The sequence below is a fragment of the Streptomyces sp. NPDC001941 genome, from assembly GCF_040296945.1.
Classification (GTDB): Bacteria; Actinomycetota; Actinomycetes; order Streptomycetales; family Streptomycetaceae; genus Streptomyces.
Map to the genome: position 1 here is coordinate 18,813 of NZ_JBEOYE010000025.1, position 14,871 is coordinate 33,683.

The following is a 14,871-nucleotide window of genomic DNA, read 5'->3' on the forward strand; positions in this document are numbered from 1 at the left end:
AAAGTGCGAGAACTCCGTGAAGCCACCCTGTGGGGCGTTTGTGTACGTCTGGTCTCGGGTCCGTATCCCCCGGCGCGCGCTCCGGCGTCGGACCGGCGTCCCCACCCACCGACGTCCGGATCAGGACCCGCCAGCCCCCGCTTCAGGACCCGGTGCGCTCCCGCAGTTCCTCCAGGCGGCGGCGCAGGACGTCGTGGTGGACCAGGAAACGGTCCGGGGTGAGCGGGGCGCGCGGGGTGATGCCGTGGCGGGCCAGGGAGGACGCGAAGGGCTCGCCGGTGGTGGCGGTGTCCGTGGCGGCGGCCTGGACGGTGCGGTAGGCGTGCTCGCGCTCGACGCCCTCGTCCAGGAGGTCGGCCAGGACGGCGGAGGAGTGGACCAGGCCGTCGGTCTGGTCGATGTGGGCGGCCATCGCGTCGGTACGGACCGTGAGCCCGGCGACCAGTTCGGCGGCCTTGACGCTCTGGAAGTGGGCCACGCAGAAGGCGTCGGGGAGGACGACGCGCTCGACGCACTGGTGGGCGAGGTCGCGCTCGTGCCACAGGGCGACGTTCTCCATGGCGGTGTCCGCGTAGCCGCGCAGCAGCCGGGCGAGGCCGGCGAGGCGTTCGCTGGTGGTGGGGTTGCGCTTGTGGGGCATGGCGCTCGACCCCTGGTAGGCGCCGGTGCGGGGCTCCTCGACCTCGCGCACCTCGGTGCGCTGCAACAGGCGCAGTTCCAGGGCGAGGTGTTCGACGCAGGCGCCGAGGAGGGCGAGTGCCTGGAGGAGCTGGGCGTGGCGGTCGCGGGCGACGACCTGGCTGGGGACCGGCTCGGGGGTGAGGCCGAGGGCGCCCAGGACGTCCTGTTCGACGCGGGGGTCGATGAGGGAGTACGTACCCACCGCGCCGGAGATCGTGCCGACGGCTATCGCCTCGCGGGCGGCGGTGAGGCGGGTGATCGAGCGGTCGACGGCGAAGGCGAAGACGGCGAGCTTGTGGCCGAAGGTGGTGGGCTCGGCGTGGACGCCGTGGGTGCGGCCGATCATCACGGTGTCCCAGTGCTCCAGCGCCCGTTCGACCAGGACGCGGCGCAGCCCGGCGGCGGCGTCCAGGACGAGGTCGGTGGCGCGGGCGAGGGTGGCGCCCTGGGCGGTGTCGACGAGGTCGTAGCTGGTCATGCCGTGGTGGACCCAGCGCGCCGCCTCCTCGGGGATGTGCTCGCAGTAGGCCGCGAGGAAGGACAGCACCTCGTGGTCCCGGACCTCCTCGTGCTCGGCGACCCGGGCGCGGGTGGGGACGGGTGCCTGGAGCATGGCGTCGACGGCGCTCTGCGGTACGGCGCCGATGCGGGCCTGTGCCTGGGAGGCGAGGACCTCCACCTCGGCCCACAGGGCGTAGCGGGCCTCGTCGGTGAACAGTGCTCCCATGGCGGGGAGGGTGTAGCGGGGGATCACGCGGTGCCTTCTTCCTCCGCGGACGCGGGGGCGCCTTCGCGTCCCCGGCGTCCGCCCGGACTGCTGGTTCGGTTCGGGGTGGTCAGCCCTCGCGGCCCGGCAGCGGCCCGCCCAGGGTCCAGGCCGATTCGTGGCGGGCGAAGCCGATGCGCGGGTAGTAGTCGACCGCGGCGGGGGCGGCGAGCAGGATGACCTTGGCCTGCGGGGCGGCGGCCTGGGTGGCGGCGAGCAGGTCCCGGCCCACGCCCCGGCGCTGGAAGTCCGCGTCCACGGCGAGGTCGCTGACGTACGTGGCGTAGGCGCCGTCGCTGACGGAGCGGGCGATGCCGATCAGGCGGCCCTCCGGGGTGCGGGCGGTGAGGACGAGGTTGGCGCCGGCGAGCATCCGCGTGAAGCGGTCGGTGTCCTCGACCGGGCGCCGTTCGGCGAGGGTGGACGCCCGGTAGAGGGCGGCGACTTCGGCCACGTCCAGGCTCGCTCCGACGACCTGCTCACACTGCCACATGGACAACCCGCTTTCTCGTTTGAACTAGTTCAATCACTGTATTGCACTAGGTTGACCAGTTCATCGTACGGGATAACCCCGGGGACGCGTCGAGGCCCCACCGTGGATAACGGTGGGGCCTCGGAGTGCGTGCGTACGGCCGGGCTCAGCGGTCCTGGCGGAAGCGGTGGACCTCGGGGTCGTAGACGGGGGGCGGGAAGCGGTCGCCGGTGATGGCGTCCGGCACCGGCTCCCCCGGGGTCGCGGTGAGCGGGATCCACCCCGCCCACGCCTCGACCGCGTCGTCCTTGGGCTCGTCCCTGGCGAAGCCGGCCCGCACCTTGATCGAGAACTCCTCGATGGGCACCTTCAGCACCGCGGTGTAGTGGGCCTCCTCCACGCTCGGCCGTCGCGCCGCGTTCGGTCCGGACAGGCGGCCGGGGATGACGCTCTCCACGACCCGGGCCAGCACCTCGGCGCGCTCCCGCTCGTCCTCCACCGCCGTGGCCCGCCCGAAGATCATCACGCTGCGGTAGGCCGCCGAGTGATGGGAGGAGGCCCGGCCGAGGATGACCCCGTCGATGAGCGTCGCCGTCACGCACAGCGGCGCACCGGCGGCGGCGGTCGTGATGAACCGGCCGAACGCCGAGCCGTGCAGCAGGAGTTGGTCGCCCTCGCGCATGTGCAGCGTGGGCACGACGACGGGGCCGTCCTCGGTGGTGAACCCGACGTGGACGGCAAGGGCTTCGTCGAGGATCGCGTACGCGTCGTCACGGTCGTAGGTGACGCGCTCCGGGTATCGCACCGCTGTCGTGCGTTTCGTGGGGGGCATGACGCGAAGATAAGTCGATGAGTCGACGAATCGTCGCATTGAACGGGCGGGAATCGTACGGAATGTCGCACCCGGCCCGACGCCCGGCACGCCAGCGCGTTCTCGTGCAGGCCGGACCGGCCCGGGTCGGTCCGGGCCGGTCCGGGGTCAGCAGGGCCGGGGTCAGCTCGGGGCTTCGGCGCCCTTGCGGGCGTAGAACCACCAGCAGACCACCAGGCACGTGGCGTAGAAGGCGACGAAGCACCAGAGGGAGCTGGTGACCGCGAAGTTGGCGAACATCGCGGGGATGAAGAAGAAGCCGTACGCCGCGATCGCGGAGGAGAAGCCGGTGACCGCGCCCGCCTCCATCTCGGACTGCTTCAGCGCCGCCGCCTGGGCCTCGGGGCCCTTGCCCGCGGCCATCTTCGTGTGGTGGTCGCGGAAGATGACCGGGATCTGGCGGAAGGTCGAGCCGTTGCCCAGGCCGGAGAAGAAGAAGGCGACCAGGAAGCCGATGTAGAAGGTCCAGAAGTTGCCCCCGTCCCCGCCGCTCGGCAGCGCGGTGATCACCACGACCAGCGCGGCGGCCATGCCGACGAACGACACCATGGTGACCCGGGCGCCGCCGATCTTGTCCGAGAGCCAGCCGCCCGCCCAGCGCATGACGGCGCCGACGAACGGGCCGATCCAGGCGTAGGTGGTGGCCTGGTAGCCCTGGGACTGGAAGTTGTCCTTGATCAGCAGCGGGAGGCCGGCGGCGAAGCCGATGAACGAGCCGAAGGTGCCCACGTACAGCCAGGTCATCACCCAGTTGTGCTTGCGCTTGAAGATGATCTTCTGCTCGCTGAAGGGGGCCGCCGCGACCTTCAGGTCGTTCATCAGGAACCAGGCGAGCAGGGCCATGATGACGAGCAGCGGCACCCAGAGGAAGGCCCCGTTCTGCAGCCACACGTCGGTGTTCTTCTTGGTGTCGCGCAGCGGGTCGCCGGCCGGGGCGCCCAGCACGGCGGCGGTCACCACCAGCGGCGCGACCAGCTGGACCACGCTGACGCCGAGGTTGCCCAGGCCTCCGTTGAGGCCGTTGGCGCTGCCCTTCTCGCGCTTGGGGAAGAAGAAGCCGATGTTCGCCATGGAGGAGGCGAAGTTGGCGCCGCCGATGCCGCAGACGGCCGCGATGAGCACCATCTCCCAGTACGGCGTGGAGGTGTCCTGCAGCGCGAAGCCGAGCCAGAGCATCGGCGCGACGAGGATGAGGGTGCTGAACGCGGTGAACTTCCGCTCGCCGAAGATCGGCCCGATGAAGGTGTACAGGATGCGGAAGGTGCCGCCGGTGATGCCCGGGATCGCGGTGAGCCAGAACAGCTGCGACTTGGAGAAGCCGAAGCCGACGTCACCGAGCCTGACCACGGTGACCGACCAGACCTGCCAGACCACGAACCCCAGCATCAGCGCCGGGACGGAGACCCATAGGTTGCGGTTGGCCACCTTGCGGCCCACCGACTCCCAGAACTTCTCGTCCTCGGGGCGCCAGTCCTCGATCGTCGAACCCGGACGGTACGTGTCCGTGGACCCGCTGCTCTGAATCGTCACACGGTCACGTTATGAGCGTTTCGCCGCTTTCGCCCGTTTTACTGCTCCGCTGCGCTGCCGCTCCGGTGCGTGCGGGGCGCGCCCCGCACGGCTCAGAAGAGGCCCGCCAGGCGCTTCCCGACCTCCCAGGCCTCGTCCACCGTGCACGGCTCCAGGTCGTGGTCGCGGTCGGCGGCCTCGGCGGCCAGCTCCGGCGTGGCGTAGAAGTTGACCCGGTCGCAGAAGACCTCGCGGTATTCGCCGCCGCGCGAGGGCGCGAGGGTCACCGCGACCGTCCCGGACGACAGGTCGCGCACGCCGTCGGGGGTCACGACCAGGGATATCGGCTCGCCCGAGGCCGCGCAGCGCGAAGTGACCCTGCTGTTGGGCTCCTTGAAGACCACGGGGAACATCAGCACGTCCATGGCGCACCAGCCGTACCGCCGCGCGCCCTGGATCTCCATGGTGTGCGGGCGCTTGTCGTCGAGGGAGACCCCGGCCCCGGTGATCCGGCCCTCGCCGTCGGTCTCCAGGTCGAACTTCATCCCGTGGAAGCGCTCGTGGACCTCGCCCTCGGGCCAGCCGAGCAGCTGGGCGGCCTGGGCGGTGGTGAGGGGACCTCTCTCCAGCAGGCCTCCGACGAGGGTGGCGCCCGCCGCCATGAGCTTCACACCCTGCGGCGAGGCCCAGGTGGCGACCAGCTGATTCGACAGTTCCTGAATACGCGCCTGCGGCATGAACAGCCTTTCCTCCGGGTCCGAGCAGCGCCGGAACGTCCGTCCCCCTTCCAAAGTACGGGTTGCGGCCCGATGGGGACATTCATTGGCTGAATGGTCACGGAACGCACAAGCTTGGCCCATGACTGCCCGGACCACCCCTGACGCGGACCACGCCCGGCTCGGCACCCCCGCCGGTGCCCCGATCGCCTCCGTCACCTACTGACGGCGGGCCGCCGTCCGCCGGCGGCGGGCCCGGCTCACGCGGCGTCGAGCGCCGACGCGGTGTCGACGTGCAGTTCGAACGCCTCGGTCGTGCCCGTCTGCTCAAGCAGGTGCAGGACCGAGGGGGACGCCGCGATCAACATCACGGGCCGGTGGCACCTGGTCGCCAGGAAGTGGTTCAGGAGCGAGGAGTCGCATCCGCGGACCTCGCCGAGCCGGAAGGCGATCGGACCGTGCTGCTCGGCCATGCCGGCCGCCGTCGCGGTCGTCAGGTCGTCGATGAACGTGTAGTCGATGTGCCCTTCGAGTTCGATCACGTATCCGCGACCGTAGGCGTAGGACTGGGAAATGAGGGACCGGCGCACCGTGATTGATCCTCTGGAGCTCTGAACCGTACGAACTGGACTGCTCGGCACACCGTAGCCGCCGAAGTGGCGTGACGTTTTCCCGCACGACGCCTTCCGTACGACAACTGGGCCCGCCCCTGGGCCATTTCACCCGTACCGGCTATCCGGGGAACGCGTGCGCGAGCCGAACTCGCTTCTGCTTGAGCGCCGTTCGCACCTCTGTCACCTGCGCCGTCTCACCCGTCGGTCACGAGTGGGACGAGTAGTACGGAAATCGGAAAGCCTTTGCTTGAAGCCCGGGTAGGAGGGTGGTGAACTGGCTCCGGAAGCAGCGGAGTTCGACATCCGCTCGGCTTGCCATTCGACTCGTCATCCGGAACCCCATTCGACACCCCTTTCGACACCCCCGAGGGAGTGAGGGCGCTGGCACAGGCCCACCACTGATGCGTACTTCACGAGTGAAGTCCTGTCCCGAAGCCGCCACGGCGGTCGCGGCGACCGGAGCCCCGGCGCCCGAAGTCGTCCCCGCACCGCGCCCCATGGTGTCGCTCAACTCCTGCGGACGGCTCGTCTCCCTCAACCCCTCTGCCCGCGAGCTCTTCCCGGGCGCGCGCCCGGGTCAGCTCCTCTCCGCGTTCGCCCCCGCCTGGCTCGTACGCGCGCACGTCCGCCGCACCGGCCTGGCGGCCCGTGACGCCTGCCAGCCGGTGCGCGGGCACCTGGGCGGGCGCACGCTCGACGCGCTCCCCGGGTACGCGCCGGACGGCTCGGCGGTCTGGTGGCTCGTCGACGCGTCCCCGGCCCAGCTGCCGGAGGACAGCTGCGGACCGGAGTCGGCCGCCGAGGCCCTCGCCGACGAGCGCGAGCGGACCCGCCTGCTGGAGGAGGTCTCGGGCCAGCTGCGCGGGCCTCCGGACGTACGGACCTGCACGACCACCGCCATCCGCCTGGCGGCCGAGCACCTCGCCGACGCGGCGATGGTCGTCGGCGCGGGCGGTGGCCACTCGCGTCCCGTGACCTGGTGCGTGCGGGGCGGAGAGCCCGTGCACGGCCGACTGGCCCTGGACACGTCCGAGCTGCCCGCCCTGGACGAGGCCCTGCACGGGCTGCCCACACCGGGCTCCGCGTGGCTCGACCCGGGCCTGCTGCCCTCCTGGGCCGTCCCCGACGACTTCGCCGGCACGGTCGCCGACATCGGGTCGGTCCTGGTGGAACGGCTCCCCGGCCACGGACGCGCGATGGGCGCCCTGGTGCTGCTCCGGCGGCGCGGCAGGGCGGGCTTCGACGCCGGGGAGGAGGCGTACGCGGCACAGTTCGCCGCGCGCGTCGGAGCGGCCCTGGAGACCACCCGCCTGCACTCCCAGCAGGCCCAGCTCGTCAGCATCCTGATGCCCGACCTCGGCCTGCCGCTGCTTGAGCGGGCCCAGGGCACGGACTTCTCCGGGCGGCGGCGCGGGCACACCACGTCCATCACCGGCCACGGCGACTTCTGCGTCGTGTACCCCGCCGCGACCGAGGACGGGGAGAGCCTCGCCGTCCTGGGCGACGTGGCCCTCAAGGACATGGAGGGCATCGTCGTCGCCAGCCGGATGCGCAACTCGCTCGACGCGCTGCTGCCGTTCGCGGACGACCACGAGCACATGCTCACCCTGCTGAACCGCGCGCTGCTCGCGGCGCGCCCCCTGTCGTACGCGACGCTGGTGCTGGTCTCCGTCGGTCGCGAAGGCGCCCACACGCGGCTGCGCGTGACCAACGCGGGCCACCCCTCGCCGCACGTGCTGCGCGCGGACGGCGAGGTCGAGGAGGTCCGGGGCCGGGGTACCGCCGTGGGCGCCCTGCCCGACATCAAGGTCACCACGACCACCACGACACTGGCTCCGGGCGAGACCCTGCTGCTGCACACCAGCGCGGTGACCCAGGCCCAGGGCGGCCCCGTCGGCGACGAACCGTTCGACGACGAGGGGCTGCGGGCCGGTCTCGCCGAGTGCGCGGGGCTGCCCGCGTACGCCACCACGGAACGCGTCCTGATGCTGGCCTCGCAGTGGGCGGGCCGCACCCCGCACGGCGACATGGCGCTCCTGGCCGTCAGCGCCCGGCACGGCGCGCACCTGTCGGCCGTGGACGGTCACACCAGGGGGCGGTACACCCCGAGTTGACGGCACGTCAGCCCTAATTTCCGGCGCGACGCGGTCAGTCGAACCGGCGGGTCGCCGTGATGCCCCCGTCCACCGGCAGGGTCACACCGGTCACGTACGAGGACCGGTCGCTCAGCAGCCAGGCCGCCGCCTCGGCCACCTCGGCGGCCCGGGCCGGGCGGCCCAGCGGCGTGGAGCGGGCCACGAGCGCGGCGAACTCCGGGCCCGCCGCGAAGTAGGGCTCGGTGGCGGGCGTGCGCACCACGCCGGGCGCGACCGCGTTGACCCGGACGCCGTGCCCGGCGCACTCGGCGGTGGCCGCCCTCACCAGGCCGGTCAGCCCGTGCTTGGCGGCCTGCTGGGCGCCGTCGCCGAAGCCGCCGACCAGCGCGCCGACCCCGGAGTTGAGCACCACCGAGCCGCCCCGTCCGGCCGACCGCAGCGCCCGCAGTTGGGCACGCAGACAGAGCCAGGTGCCCCGCAGGTTGAGCGCGTGCACCTCGTCCCACTCGTCCGGAGAGCGCTCGGCCAGCGGCGCGGGCACCGGGCCGTTGCCCGCGTTGTCGAACGCGCCGTCCAGCCGGCCGAAGGCATCGAGCGCCGCCTCCACGGGCCGCTCGGCACCCGCCTCAGTGGTCAGGTCGGCGGCCACCGCCACCGCCCGGGCGCCGTCGGCGCGCAGTTCCGCCGCGAGCGCCTCCACCTCGTCGCCCGAGCGGGCGGCGAGCACCAGCAGCGCGCCCTCCCGGGCGAACAGCCGGGCGGCCGCGGCGCCGATGCCCCGCCCGGCACCGGTGACGATCGTGACCTTGTCGTCGAGGAGTCCCATGAGGCGAGCCTGCCGCCGCCCGGACCGTGCCACCAGCGGCCGGTCCTTCCGGGGACCGGCCAACCAGGGACGGCCGGGTCCTGGTTGACCCCGCCGGGCTGTGGCAGCCTGGCGCCCATGCCCGAGACCCCGCTGGGCGCGTTCCTGCGCGCCCGCCGTGCCCGACTCGCGCCCGCGGACGCGGGCCTGCCCGCCGCCGGGCGCCGCCGCACACCGGGACTGCGCCGTGAGGAAGTGGCCGTCCGGGCCGGGATCTCGGCCGACTACTACGCCCGCCTGGAGCAGGGCCGTCAGCGGGTGCCGACCGGGCCGGTCCTGGACGGGCTCGCCGAGGCCCTGCGCCTGACCGGCCCCGAACGCGCCTACCTGCACCGGCTCGCCGCCCGGCGCGACCGCGCGGTGCCCGTGCCCGACGAGCCCGCGGGCGTCCCGGCGACCACCCTGGCCCTGCTGGACACCCTGGACGCCGCGCCCGCCTTCGTCACCGGCCCCACCTTCGACCTGCTGGCCTGGAACCGGGCCGCCGCGCTGCTGCTGGCCGGGCCCGAGCGGCGGCCGCCGCACGAGCGCAACCTGCTCTGGCAGGTCTTCTGCTGCCCGTACCGCGATCGCTCGCCGGGCAACACGGCCGCCGACCGGTCCATCGGCGCCGACCTGGTCGCCTCGCTGCGCGCCCACCACGCCGACCGCCCCAGGGACCGGGCGCTGCTCGCACTGGTGCACCGGCTGTCCGGCGACAGCCCCGCCTTCGCCGCCCTGTGGGACCACCACCGCGCGGCGCCCCCGCGCCCGGGCCGGCTGCACGTGCGCCACCCCGCGCTGGATGCCACGGTCTTCGACTACACCGTCCTGCCCCTGCCCGAGGAAGGCCGACACGTCTTCGCCTTCCTCGCCCCGCCGGACAGCCCCACGCGCCGGGCCTTCGCCGCGGCGCGGGGGCTTGGCGTCTAACGGGGCACCCGGGGCTGGCGGGCGCCCGTGAAGACCACGCGGTTCGCGATCGCCGTACGGACACGCAGCACCGCACCGTTGCCGACCCGCCGGGCCTTCGACCGGGCCCTGTCCCTCCGGGGCGGGTCCGTACCGGGCGGGGTGGGCGGGCCGCCGCCCCGGAGGCCGCCGAGGGCGAGGGCGCCGGGGCCGGTGAAGACGAGCAGCAGGAACGCCCAGGCGAAGAGCGCCGAGAGCTCCCCCTCGTTCTGCAGGGGCATCAGGGCCTCGGGCTGGTGGACCGTGAAGTACGCGTAGGCCATGGAGCCGGAGGACACGAGGGCCGCGACCCGGGTGCCGACGCCGAGCAGGACCAGCAGACCGCCGGCGAACTGGATGAGCGCCGCGTACCAGTTGGGCCACAGCCCCACCTCCACGGCGCTGCCGCTGCCGAGGGCGCCGCCGAACCAACCGAAGAGCGACGCGGCGCCGCGCAGGGCGAAGAAGAACCCGAGGACCATGCGGAAGAGGCCGAGGGCCAGGGGCTGGGCGCGGTGGAGGCGGGCGGAGAGCCGGGGACGGTCGACGAGGTGACTCACGAGGGGACTCCTTCGATACGAGACCGGGACGCGGGACCGGGACGCGGAACCGACGCCGAACGCCAAGGTGGGCGAATCGGACAGTTTGTATCGAATGGGAACAAAGGAAACCCCAGACGCGCGCATGGTGACGCTCCAGAGAACCCCAGGTGAACAACAGGGGTGCTTGAACTAGTAAGCACCCCTGTGACCTGCATGTTTACAGATCACCATCGCTCCGCGTAATCGGGGCGCGACTCCCCCCGCGCTTCAGCGGACCGGGAAGCCGAAGGCGTAACCCTGCTCCTTGAGGTGCGGCAGAAGTCGGCGCAGGGCCTCGACGGTCTGGGAGCGGTCGCCGCCCGCGTCGTGGAACAGCAGGGTGGGGCCGTTGTGGAGTTCGCGCTCGACGGTGGCCACGATGGCGTCCGCGCCCGGCCGTTCGAAGTCCTTGGTGTCGACGTTCCAGCCCAGCGGGCGCATCCCGCGCGAGGCCGCGAGCTTGCGGCTGTACGGGGTGAACGCGCCGCCCGGGGCCCGGTAGTACATCGGCCGCACGCCGCCGGACGCCTCAGTGATCATCCGTTCCGCCGCCAGGATCTGGCGCGCCTGGTAGTCCTGCGAGCGCTTGTCCATGGCCGTGTTGTGCGACACCGAGTGGTCGCACAGCCGATGGCCCTCGGCCACGACCCGCTTCACGAGGTCCGGGTGCGCCTGGGCCTGCGTACCGACCATGCAGAACGTCGCCTTGATCCCGTACCGCGCCAGCAGCCTCAGCATCGGGGGCGTCCAGCGCGGGTCCGGGCCGTCGTCGATCGTGATGTTCACCGCGCGCGGGCCCGCCTCCGAGGCGTGGGCTATCGACTCCGAGACCGGCTTCACGGCCGGCTTCACGGCCGGCTTCCCGGCGGGTTTCGCCGACGGCTTCTTCGCGGGCTTCCCCGACGGTTGCGACCCCTTCGGCTTCTCCTTGGGGCTCGCACCCGCCGGGGCCTCGGAGTTGACGGCGTCACCCGCCTGCGCCGTCCACACCGAAGCCCCGGTCGCGAGCAGCGCCACGCCCAGCGCCGACCCCAGCACCTTGCCGTACCAACCCCGCCCACCGTTGTGCCGTGCCATGTCCGCCCCCTACAGCGCAGTCGGCCGTTCGCCGCCGGCCGCCGTCACCTCGTGACACCCCGACCATACGAGCCGGGCCCCGCCTGCGGATACGGCCGTTACCGACCTCGGACAAACCCGGTGCCATTCATGGCCGAAACGCCCCCTCGCCCCCGTCCGCGCGCCCGTCCGCCGCCCCTCGGTCGCCCGGCCCCGCCGCGTACGCGAGCGGCGGGGCGATCGCCTGCGCGTCCGCGCCCTCGCCGACCCACAGCGCGATGAAGAGCGCGGCCGTGGCCTCCAGTTGGCCCGCGCGGTCGAGCCCGCCGCCGTTCACCGGCGTGCAGCCCACGTCGCGCACCAGGACCCGGACGCGCTCCACGGCCTCCTCGTCGTCACCGCAGAGGGGCACGGCGAGCGGGCGTCCGCCGAAGACCGGAGGCCGCATGCGCCAGACGTCCTCGTGGCACAGGTTGAACGCCTTGACGACCCGCGCTCCCGGTGCCGCGTCGGCGAGTTGGTGTGCGGCCGAGGGTCCGCTCTCCGTGAGCAGCCGGAAGCCGGGACCCACCGGGTTGGAGCAGTCGACGAGGGCGGTGCCCTCCAGGGCCGCGCCCAACTCCCGTACGACGAAGGCCCCCGCACCGTAAGGCAGCGCGGCCAGCACGGCGTCCCGGCCGAACTCCGCCGCCTCGCGCAGCCCTCCGGCCCGCGCGCCTCCCCCGATACGCGCCGCGCGCAGCTCCGCCTTCGCCACGTCCCTTCCACCGACGAGCACGTGGTGCCCGGCCCGTGCCCAGTGGGTGGCGAGCGCGTCGGCCATGTTGCCCGTTCCCAGTACGCCGATCCTCATCAGCGGTTCCCCTCCCGTGCGTGGCCCGTGTCAGCGCCCTGCGCTCCGACTTCGGCCGTTCACCGAGACGTTAGGGAGTGGCTCGGGCACCATCTGGTACGTGACCACCGACGCCTTCCTCGCCGACTGCCGCGCCCGGCTCGCCTTCGACCTGTTCTCCCACACCTGGAACGCCGTGGTGCTGTGGGCGCTGCGCGACGGCCCGAGGCGCCCGGTCGAGCTCCGGGAGCACATCGGGGGCATCAGCTCCAAGGTCCTGACCGAGACGCTGCGCAGGCTGCGCTTCAACGGCCTGGTCGAACGCCGCTCCCACCCCGGCACCCCGCCCCGCGTCGACTACCGCCTCACGGACCTGGGGAGGACGCTGCTCGGCCCGATCGACGCCGTGGGCGCGTGGGCCTTCGAGTACGGGGACGCGGTGATGGAGGCGCAGGAGGCCGCCGAGGGGTAGGCCGGGGCGCGGGGCGGGCCGCGCCCGGGGCGCCGTCAGACGGCGGGCCGCGCCGTGGTGCGCGGGCAGCGGTAGAAGAGTTCGGGGTCGCCCTCGTCCAGGCCCTCGACGAAGCCGGCCGCCTGCCAGCCCTCCGCGTCCAGCAGTCTCCGCATCCGGAGGTTGGAGGTGTTGGTCGAGGTGTACAACTTCTCGGTGGTGCACTCCCTTTCGAGCGCGGCCAGCAACAGCCCGCCGACGCCGCGGCCCCGCGCGGCGGGTGCCACCATCAGCATGCTGACGAAGCCCTGCTCGAAGAAGGTGTACTCGAGCACCCCGTAGCCGATCGGTCCGGAGGCGTCCGCGGCGAGGTGCGCGAGCCCGCGTTCGCACCACTCGCGGATCGCCGTCGCCCGCTGCGGGCTCCCCGCCAGCGCGACCGAGTCCACGGCGGTGAGCGCCTCGGCGTCCGCGGCGACTGCCCGGCGGATCGAGGCCGTGCCCATGAGGTCGTCGTCCGTCATGCGCGCATCCTCCCAGGAACCGGCACGAGCGGGCCCGGCCCGGCACGAGCGAGCTCCGGTCCGGTCCCGACCCGTCCGGTCCCGACCCGTCCGGTCCGGTCCGGTCCGGTCATTCCACCGTGAGCACGATCTTCCCCCGGATGTGCCCCTCCGCCGCGCGTGCGTGGGCCTCGGCGGCCCGCGCCAGCGGGTACGTGCCGTCGATCGCGACCCGCACCGCGCCCGTCTCCAACAGCTTTCCCAGTTCGGCGAGTTGGGCGCCGTTCGAGCGGACCTGCGTGCTCGACACCGTGACGCCCAGGCGTGCGGTCTCCGCCGCGTCGAACTCCCCGGGGAACACCGGGAACAGGGCCCCGCCCCGCTTGAGCACGGGCAGGAAGCGGCTGGTGCGGGGGCCGCCGACCGCGTCGAGCACCAGGTCCGCGCCCCGTACGAGGTCCTCGGGGCTGCTGGTGGTGTAGTCGATGAACTCGTCGGCGCCGAGGTCGCGCAGGAACGCCTCGTGCCCGCCGGACGCCACCGCGACGACCCGCGCCCCCCGCCACTTCGCCAGCTGGACGGCGAAGTGCCCGACGCCGCCCGCCGCGCCGTTGACCAGGACCGTCGTCCCGGGGCCGAGCGGCACCGGCCGGTGGCGCTCCGCCTGGAACGGCGACGGCTCGTCGTGGCCGAGGTCGAGCAGGAACTGCCAGGCCGTGAGCCCCGCCATCGGCGCCCCGGCGGCGTGCACGTGGTCGACGCCGTCCGGCTTGCGGGCGAGGTCGGCGGCGGGCGCCGCCACGTACTCCGCGTACGCGCTCCCCTCGAAGCCCGGGAACCGCAGCATGCCGAAGACCTCGTCGCCGACGGCGAACGCCCCGACGTCCGGGGCGACGGCCGCCACCGTCCCGGAGACGTCCGTCCCCGGGATCAGGGGCAGTTCGATCGTCGGCCGGTAGTCCTCCGGCATGCCGGACAGACCGCCGCGGACGTACCAGTCGGGCGGGTTGACGCCGACGGCCCGCACCCGGACGAGCACCTCGCCCGGCCCCGGCTCGGGCGTCGGCACCTCTTCGTAGCGCAGTACGTCCGGGCCGCCGTGCTCGTGCAGCCGGATCGCCTTCATCGTCTGTGCCGACATCGCCGTTACTCCTGTCCGTGCCGTGCGGTTAGGCTGAGCGGACCAGCGATCCGTTTATCCGGATCACTGAACCGAATATATGGACCACTGATCCGGATAGTCAAGGAAGCCCGCCCCGGGAACACGCCGGGACAGGCTTCGGGCACCGGACGGGGCCGGAGAACGTACGAAGGAACGAACCATGCGGGCCGACGCCAGGAAGAACCGCGAGCACCTCCTCGCCGTCGCGGGCGACGTCATCACCGAGCAGGGCGTCGACGCCTCCATGCGCGACATCGCCCGCCGGGCCGACGTCGGACTCGCCACGCTGCTGCGCCACTTCCCCACCCGCGAGGCACTCCTGGAGGCGCTGCTCCGTACGAACTTCGACCAACTGGCCGCCACCGCAGCGGACTTGGAGACCTCACCGTCCCCCGACGACGCACTGGTCCGCTGGCTGCGGGACTTCGTCGCCTCCGCCCGGGACTACCGGGGCGTGATCGCCTCCATGGTCACCGCCATCGCCGACGAGGAGTCGGCGCTCCACGAGTCCTGCGTCGCGATGCGCGCGGCGGGGACGCGCCTGCTCGCGCGCGCGCAGGCCGAGGGCGGCGCCCGGAAGGACATCGACGGGACCGACCTCTTCGCGCTGGCCGGATCGCTCGCCTGGCTCGGCGACCAGCCCTCGCTCGCCCCGCGCGCCGACCACCTCTTCGACGTCGTCGTGAGCGCGGTCCTGCCCCTGGCCGGGCACGCCACCGCGGGGCGGAAGGACCGCCCCTGACGGCGACGCGCCCCGCGGCACGGA

At 73.1% G+C, this 14,871-nt stretch carries 15 protein-coding genes and 1 pseudogene; 4 read left to right on the plus strand and 12 right to left on the minus strand.

Features of this window, described 5'->3' with window-relative positions; translation table 11 throughout:
• Positions 1-142: 142 nt before the first annotated feature.
• The 6 genes from purB to ABT160_RS18770 all read right to left on the minus strand — a co-directional run bounded on the left by purB (position 143) and on the right by ABT160_RS18770 (position 5,557).
• Positions 143-1,435, minus strand: a complete 1,293-nt coding sequence (gene purB / locus ABT160_RS18745) for an adenylosuccinate lyase (RefSeq protein ID WP_351648765.1) — start codon at positions 1,433-1,435, stop codon at positions 143-145.
• Positions 1,436-1,517: 82 nt separating this feature from the next.
• Complete coding sequence (locus ABT160_RS18750) at positions 1,518-1,940, minus strand: GNAT family N-acetyltransferase (protein WP_351648766.1); 423 nt, start codon at positions 1,938-1,940, stop codon at positions 1,518-1,520.
• Between the two features lie 145 nt (positions 1,941-2,085).
• Complete coding sequence (locus tag ABT160_RS18755; RefSeq protein ID WP_351648767.1) at positions 2,086-2,751, minus strand: pyridoxamine 5'-phosphate oxidase family protein; 666 nt, start codon at positions 2,749-2,751, stop codon at positions 2,086-2,088.
• 162 nt (positions 2,752-2,913) lie between these two features.
• Positions 2,914-4,320, minus strand: coding sequence for a NarK family nitrate/nitrite MFS transporter (locus tag ABT160_RS18760; protein WP_351648768.1), 1,407 nt, complete (start codon positions 4,318-4,320; stop codon positions 2,914-2,916).
• 92 nt (positions 4,321-4,412) lie between these two features.
• Complete coding sequence (gene merB / locus ABT160_RS18765) at positions 4,413-5,036, minus strand: organomercurial lyase (protein ID WP_351648769.1); 624 nt, start codon at positions 5,034-5,036, stop codon at positions 4,413-4,415.
• A gap of 239 nt (positions 5,037-5,275) precedes the next feature.
• Complete coding sequence (locus ABT160_RS18770; protein ID WP_351648770.1) at positions 5,276-5,557, minus strand: STAS domain-containing protein; 282 nt, start codon at positions 5,555-5,557, stop codon at positions 5,276-5,278.
• 473 nt (positions 5,558-6,030) lie between these two features.
• Here ABT160_RS18770 and ABT160_RS18775 point away from each other — a divergent pair, with 473 nt between their 5' ends.
• Positions 6,031-7,743 carry a PP2C family protein-serine/threonine phosphatase gene (locus ABT160_RS18775; RefSeq protein WP_351648772.1) on the plus strand — a complete coding sequence of 571 codons (1,713 nt, stop codon included), beginning with the start codon at positions 6,031-6,033 and terminating at the stop codon, positions 7,741-7,743.
• Between the two features lie 34 nt (positions 7,744-7,777).
• Here the strand turns inward: ABT160_RS18775 and ABT160_RS18780 are convergent, their stop codons facing one another.
• Positions 7,778-8,551, minus strand: coding sequence for an SDR family NAD(P)-dependent oxidoreductase (locus tag ABT160_RS18780; protein WP_351648773.1), 774 nt, complete (start codon positions 8,549-8,551; stop codon positions 7,778-7,780).
• Between the two features lie 117 nt (positions 8,552-8,668).
• Between ABT160_RS18780 and ABT160_RS18785 the strand changes: the two genes are divergently transcribed.
• Complete coding sequence (locus ABT160_RS18785; RefSeq protein WP_351648774.1) at positions 8,669-9,502, plus strand: helix-turn-helix transcriptional regulator; 834 nt, start codon at positions 8,669-8,671, stop codon at positions 9,500-9,502.
• 92 nt (positions 9,503-9,594) lie between these two features.
• Here the strand turns inward: ABT160_RS18785 and ABT160_RS18790 are convergent.
• The 3 genes and pseudogenes from ABT160_RS18790 to ABT160_RS18800 form a co-directional block, all read right to left on the minus strand.
• Positions 9,595-10,002 (minus strand): annotated as a pseudogene (locus tag ABT160_RS18790) (DoxX family protein); the annotation flags it as partial.
• 327 nt (positions 10,003-10,329) lie between these two features.
• Positions 10,330-11,178 carry a polysaccharide deacetylase family protein gene (locus ABT160_RS18795; RefSeq protein WP_351648775.1) on the minus strand — a complete coding sequence of 283 codons (849 nt, stop codon included), beginning with the start codon at positions 11,176-11,178 and terminating at the stop codon, positions 10,330-10,332.
• Between the two features lie 127 nt (positions 11,179-11,305).
• Positions 11,306-12,010 carry an NADPH-dependent F420 reductase gene (locus ABT160_RS18800; RefSeq protein WP_351648776.1) on the minus strand — a complete coding sequence of 235 codons (705 nt, stop codon included), beginning with the start codon at positions 12,008-12,010 and terminating at the stop codon, positions 11,306-11,308.
• A gap of 100 nt (positions 12,011-12,110) precedes the next feature.
• On the opposite strand from ABT160_RS18800, the gene ABT160_RS18805 reads away from it, so the two are divergent.
• Positions 12,111-12,461 carry a winged helix-turn-helix transcriptional regulator gene (locus ABT160_RS18805; protein ID WP_351648777.1) on the plus strand — a complete coding sequence of 117 codons (351 nt, stop codon included), beginning with the start codon at positions 12,111-12,113 and terminating at the stop codon, positions 12,459-12,461.
• Between the two features lie 35 nt (positions 12,462-12,496).
• Here the strand turns inward: ABT160_RS18805 and ABT160_RS18810 are convergent, their stop codons facing one another.
• Together ABT160_RS18810 and ABT160_RS18815 are read right to left on the minus strand one after the other, a co-directional pair.
• On the minus strand, positions 12,497-12,964 hold the full coding sequence (locus tag ABT160_RS18810; RefSeq protein WP_351648778.1) for a GNAT family N-acetyltransferase: 468 nt from the start codon (positions 12,962-12,964) through the stop codon (positions 12,497-12,499).
• A gap of 109 nt (positions 12,965-13,073) precedes the next feature.
• Positions 13,074-14,084, minus strand: coding sequence for an NADP-dependent oxidoreductase (locus ABT160_RS18815; RefSeq protein ID WP_351648779.1), 1,011 nt, complete (start codon positions 14,082-14,084; stop codon positions 13,074-13,076).
• A 181-nt stretch (positions 14,085-14,265) separates the two neighbouring features.
• Between ABT160_RS18815 and ABT160_RS18820 the strand changes: the two genes are divergently transcribed.
• Positions 14,266-14,847 carry a TetR/AcrR family transcriptional regulator gene (locus ABT160_RS18820; protein WP_351648780.1) on the plus strand — a complete coding sequence of 194 codons (582 nt, stop codon included), beginning with the start codon at positions 14,266-14,268 and terminating at the stop codon, positions 14,845-14,847.
• Positions 14,848-14,871: the final 24 nt, after the last annotated feature.

Coding starts and splice junctions, on each gene's coding strand:
- merB (WP_351648769.1), bottom strand. CDS start 5,036: ATGCCGCAGGCGCGTATTCAGGAACTGTCGAATCAGCTGGTCGCCACC.
- ABT160_RS18795 (WP_351648775.1), bottom strand. CDS start 11,178: ATGGCACGGCACAACGGTGGGCGGGGTTGGTACGGCAAGGTGCTGGGG.
- ABT160_RS18755 (WP_351648767.1), bottom strand. CDS start 2,751: ATGCCCCCCACGAAACGCACGACAGCGGTGCGATACCCGGAGCGCGTC.
- ABT160_RS18750 (WP_351648766.1), bottom strand. CDS start 1,940: ATGTGGCAGTGTGAGCAGGTCGTCGGAGCGAGCCTGGACGTGGCCGAA.
- ABT160_RS18785 (WP_351648774.1), top strand. CDS start 8,669: ATGCCCGAGACCCCGCTGGGCGCGTTCCTGCGCGCCCGCCGTGCCCGA.
- ABT160_RS18775 (WP_351648772.1), top strand. CDS start 6,031: ATGCGTACTTCACGAGTGAAGTCCTGTCCCGAAGCCGCCACGGCGGTC.
- ABT160_RS18800 (WP_351648776.1), bottom strand. CDS start 12,010: ATGAGGATCGGCGTACTGGGAACGGGCAACATGGCCGACGCGCTCGCC.
- ABT160_RS18815 (WP_351648779.1), bottom strand. CDS start 14,084: ATGTCGGCACAGACGATGAAGGCGATCCGGCTGCACGAGCACGGCGGC.
- ABT160_RS18780 (WP_351648773.1), bottom strand. CDS start 8,551: ATGGGACTCCTCGACGACAAGGTCACGATCGTCACCGGTGCCGGGCGG.
- ABT160_RS18810 (WP_351648778.1), bottom strand. CDS start 12,964: ATGACGGACGACGACCTCATGGGCACGGCCTCGATCCGCCGGGCAGTC.
- ABT160_RS18820 (WP_351648780.1), top strand. CDS start 14,266: ATGCGGGCCGACGCCAGGAAGAACCGCGAGCACCTCCTCGCCGTCGCG.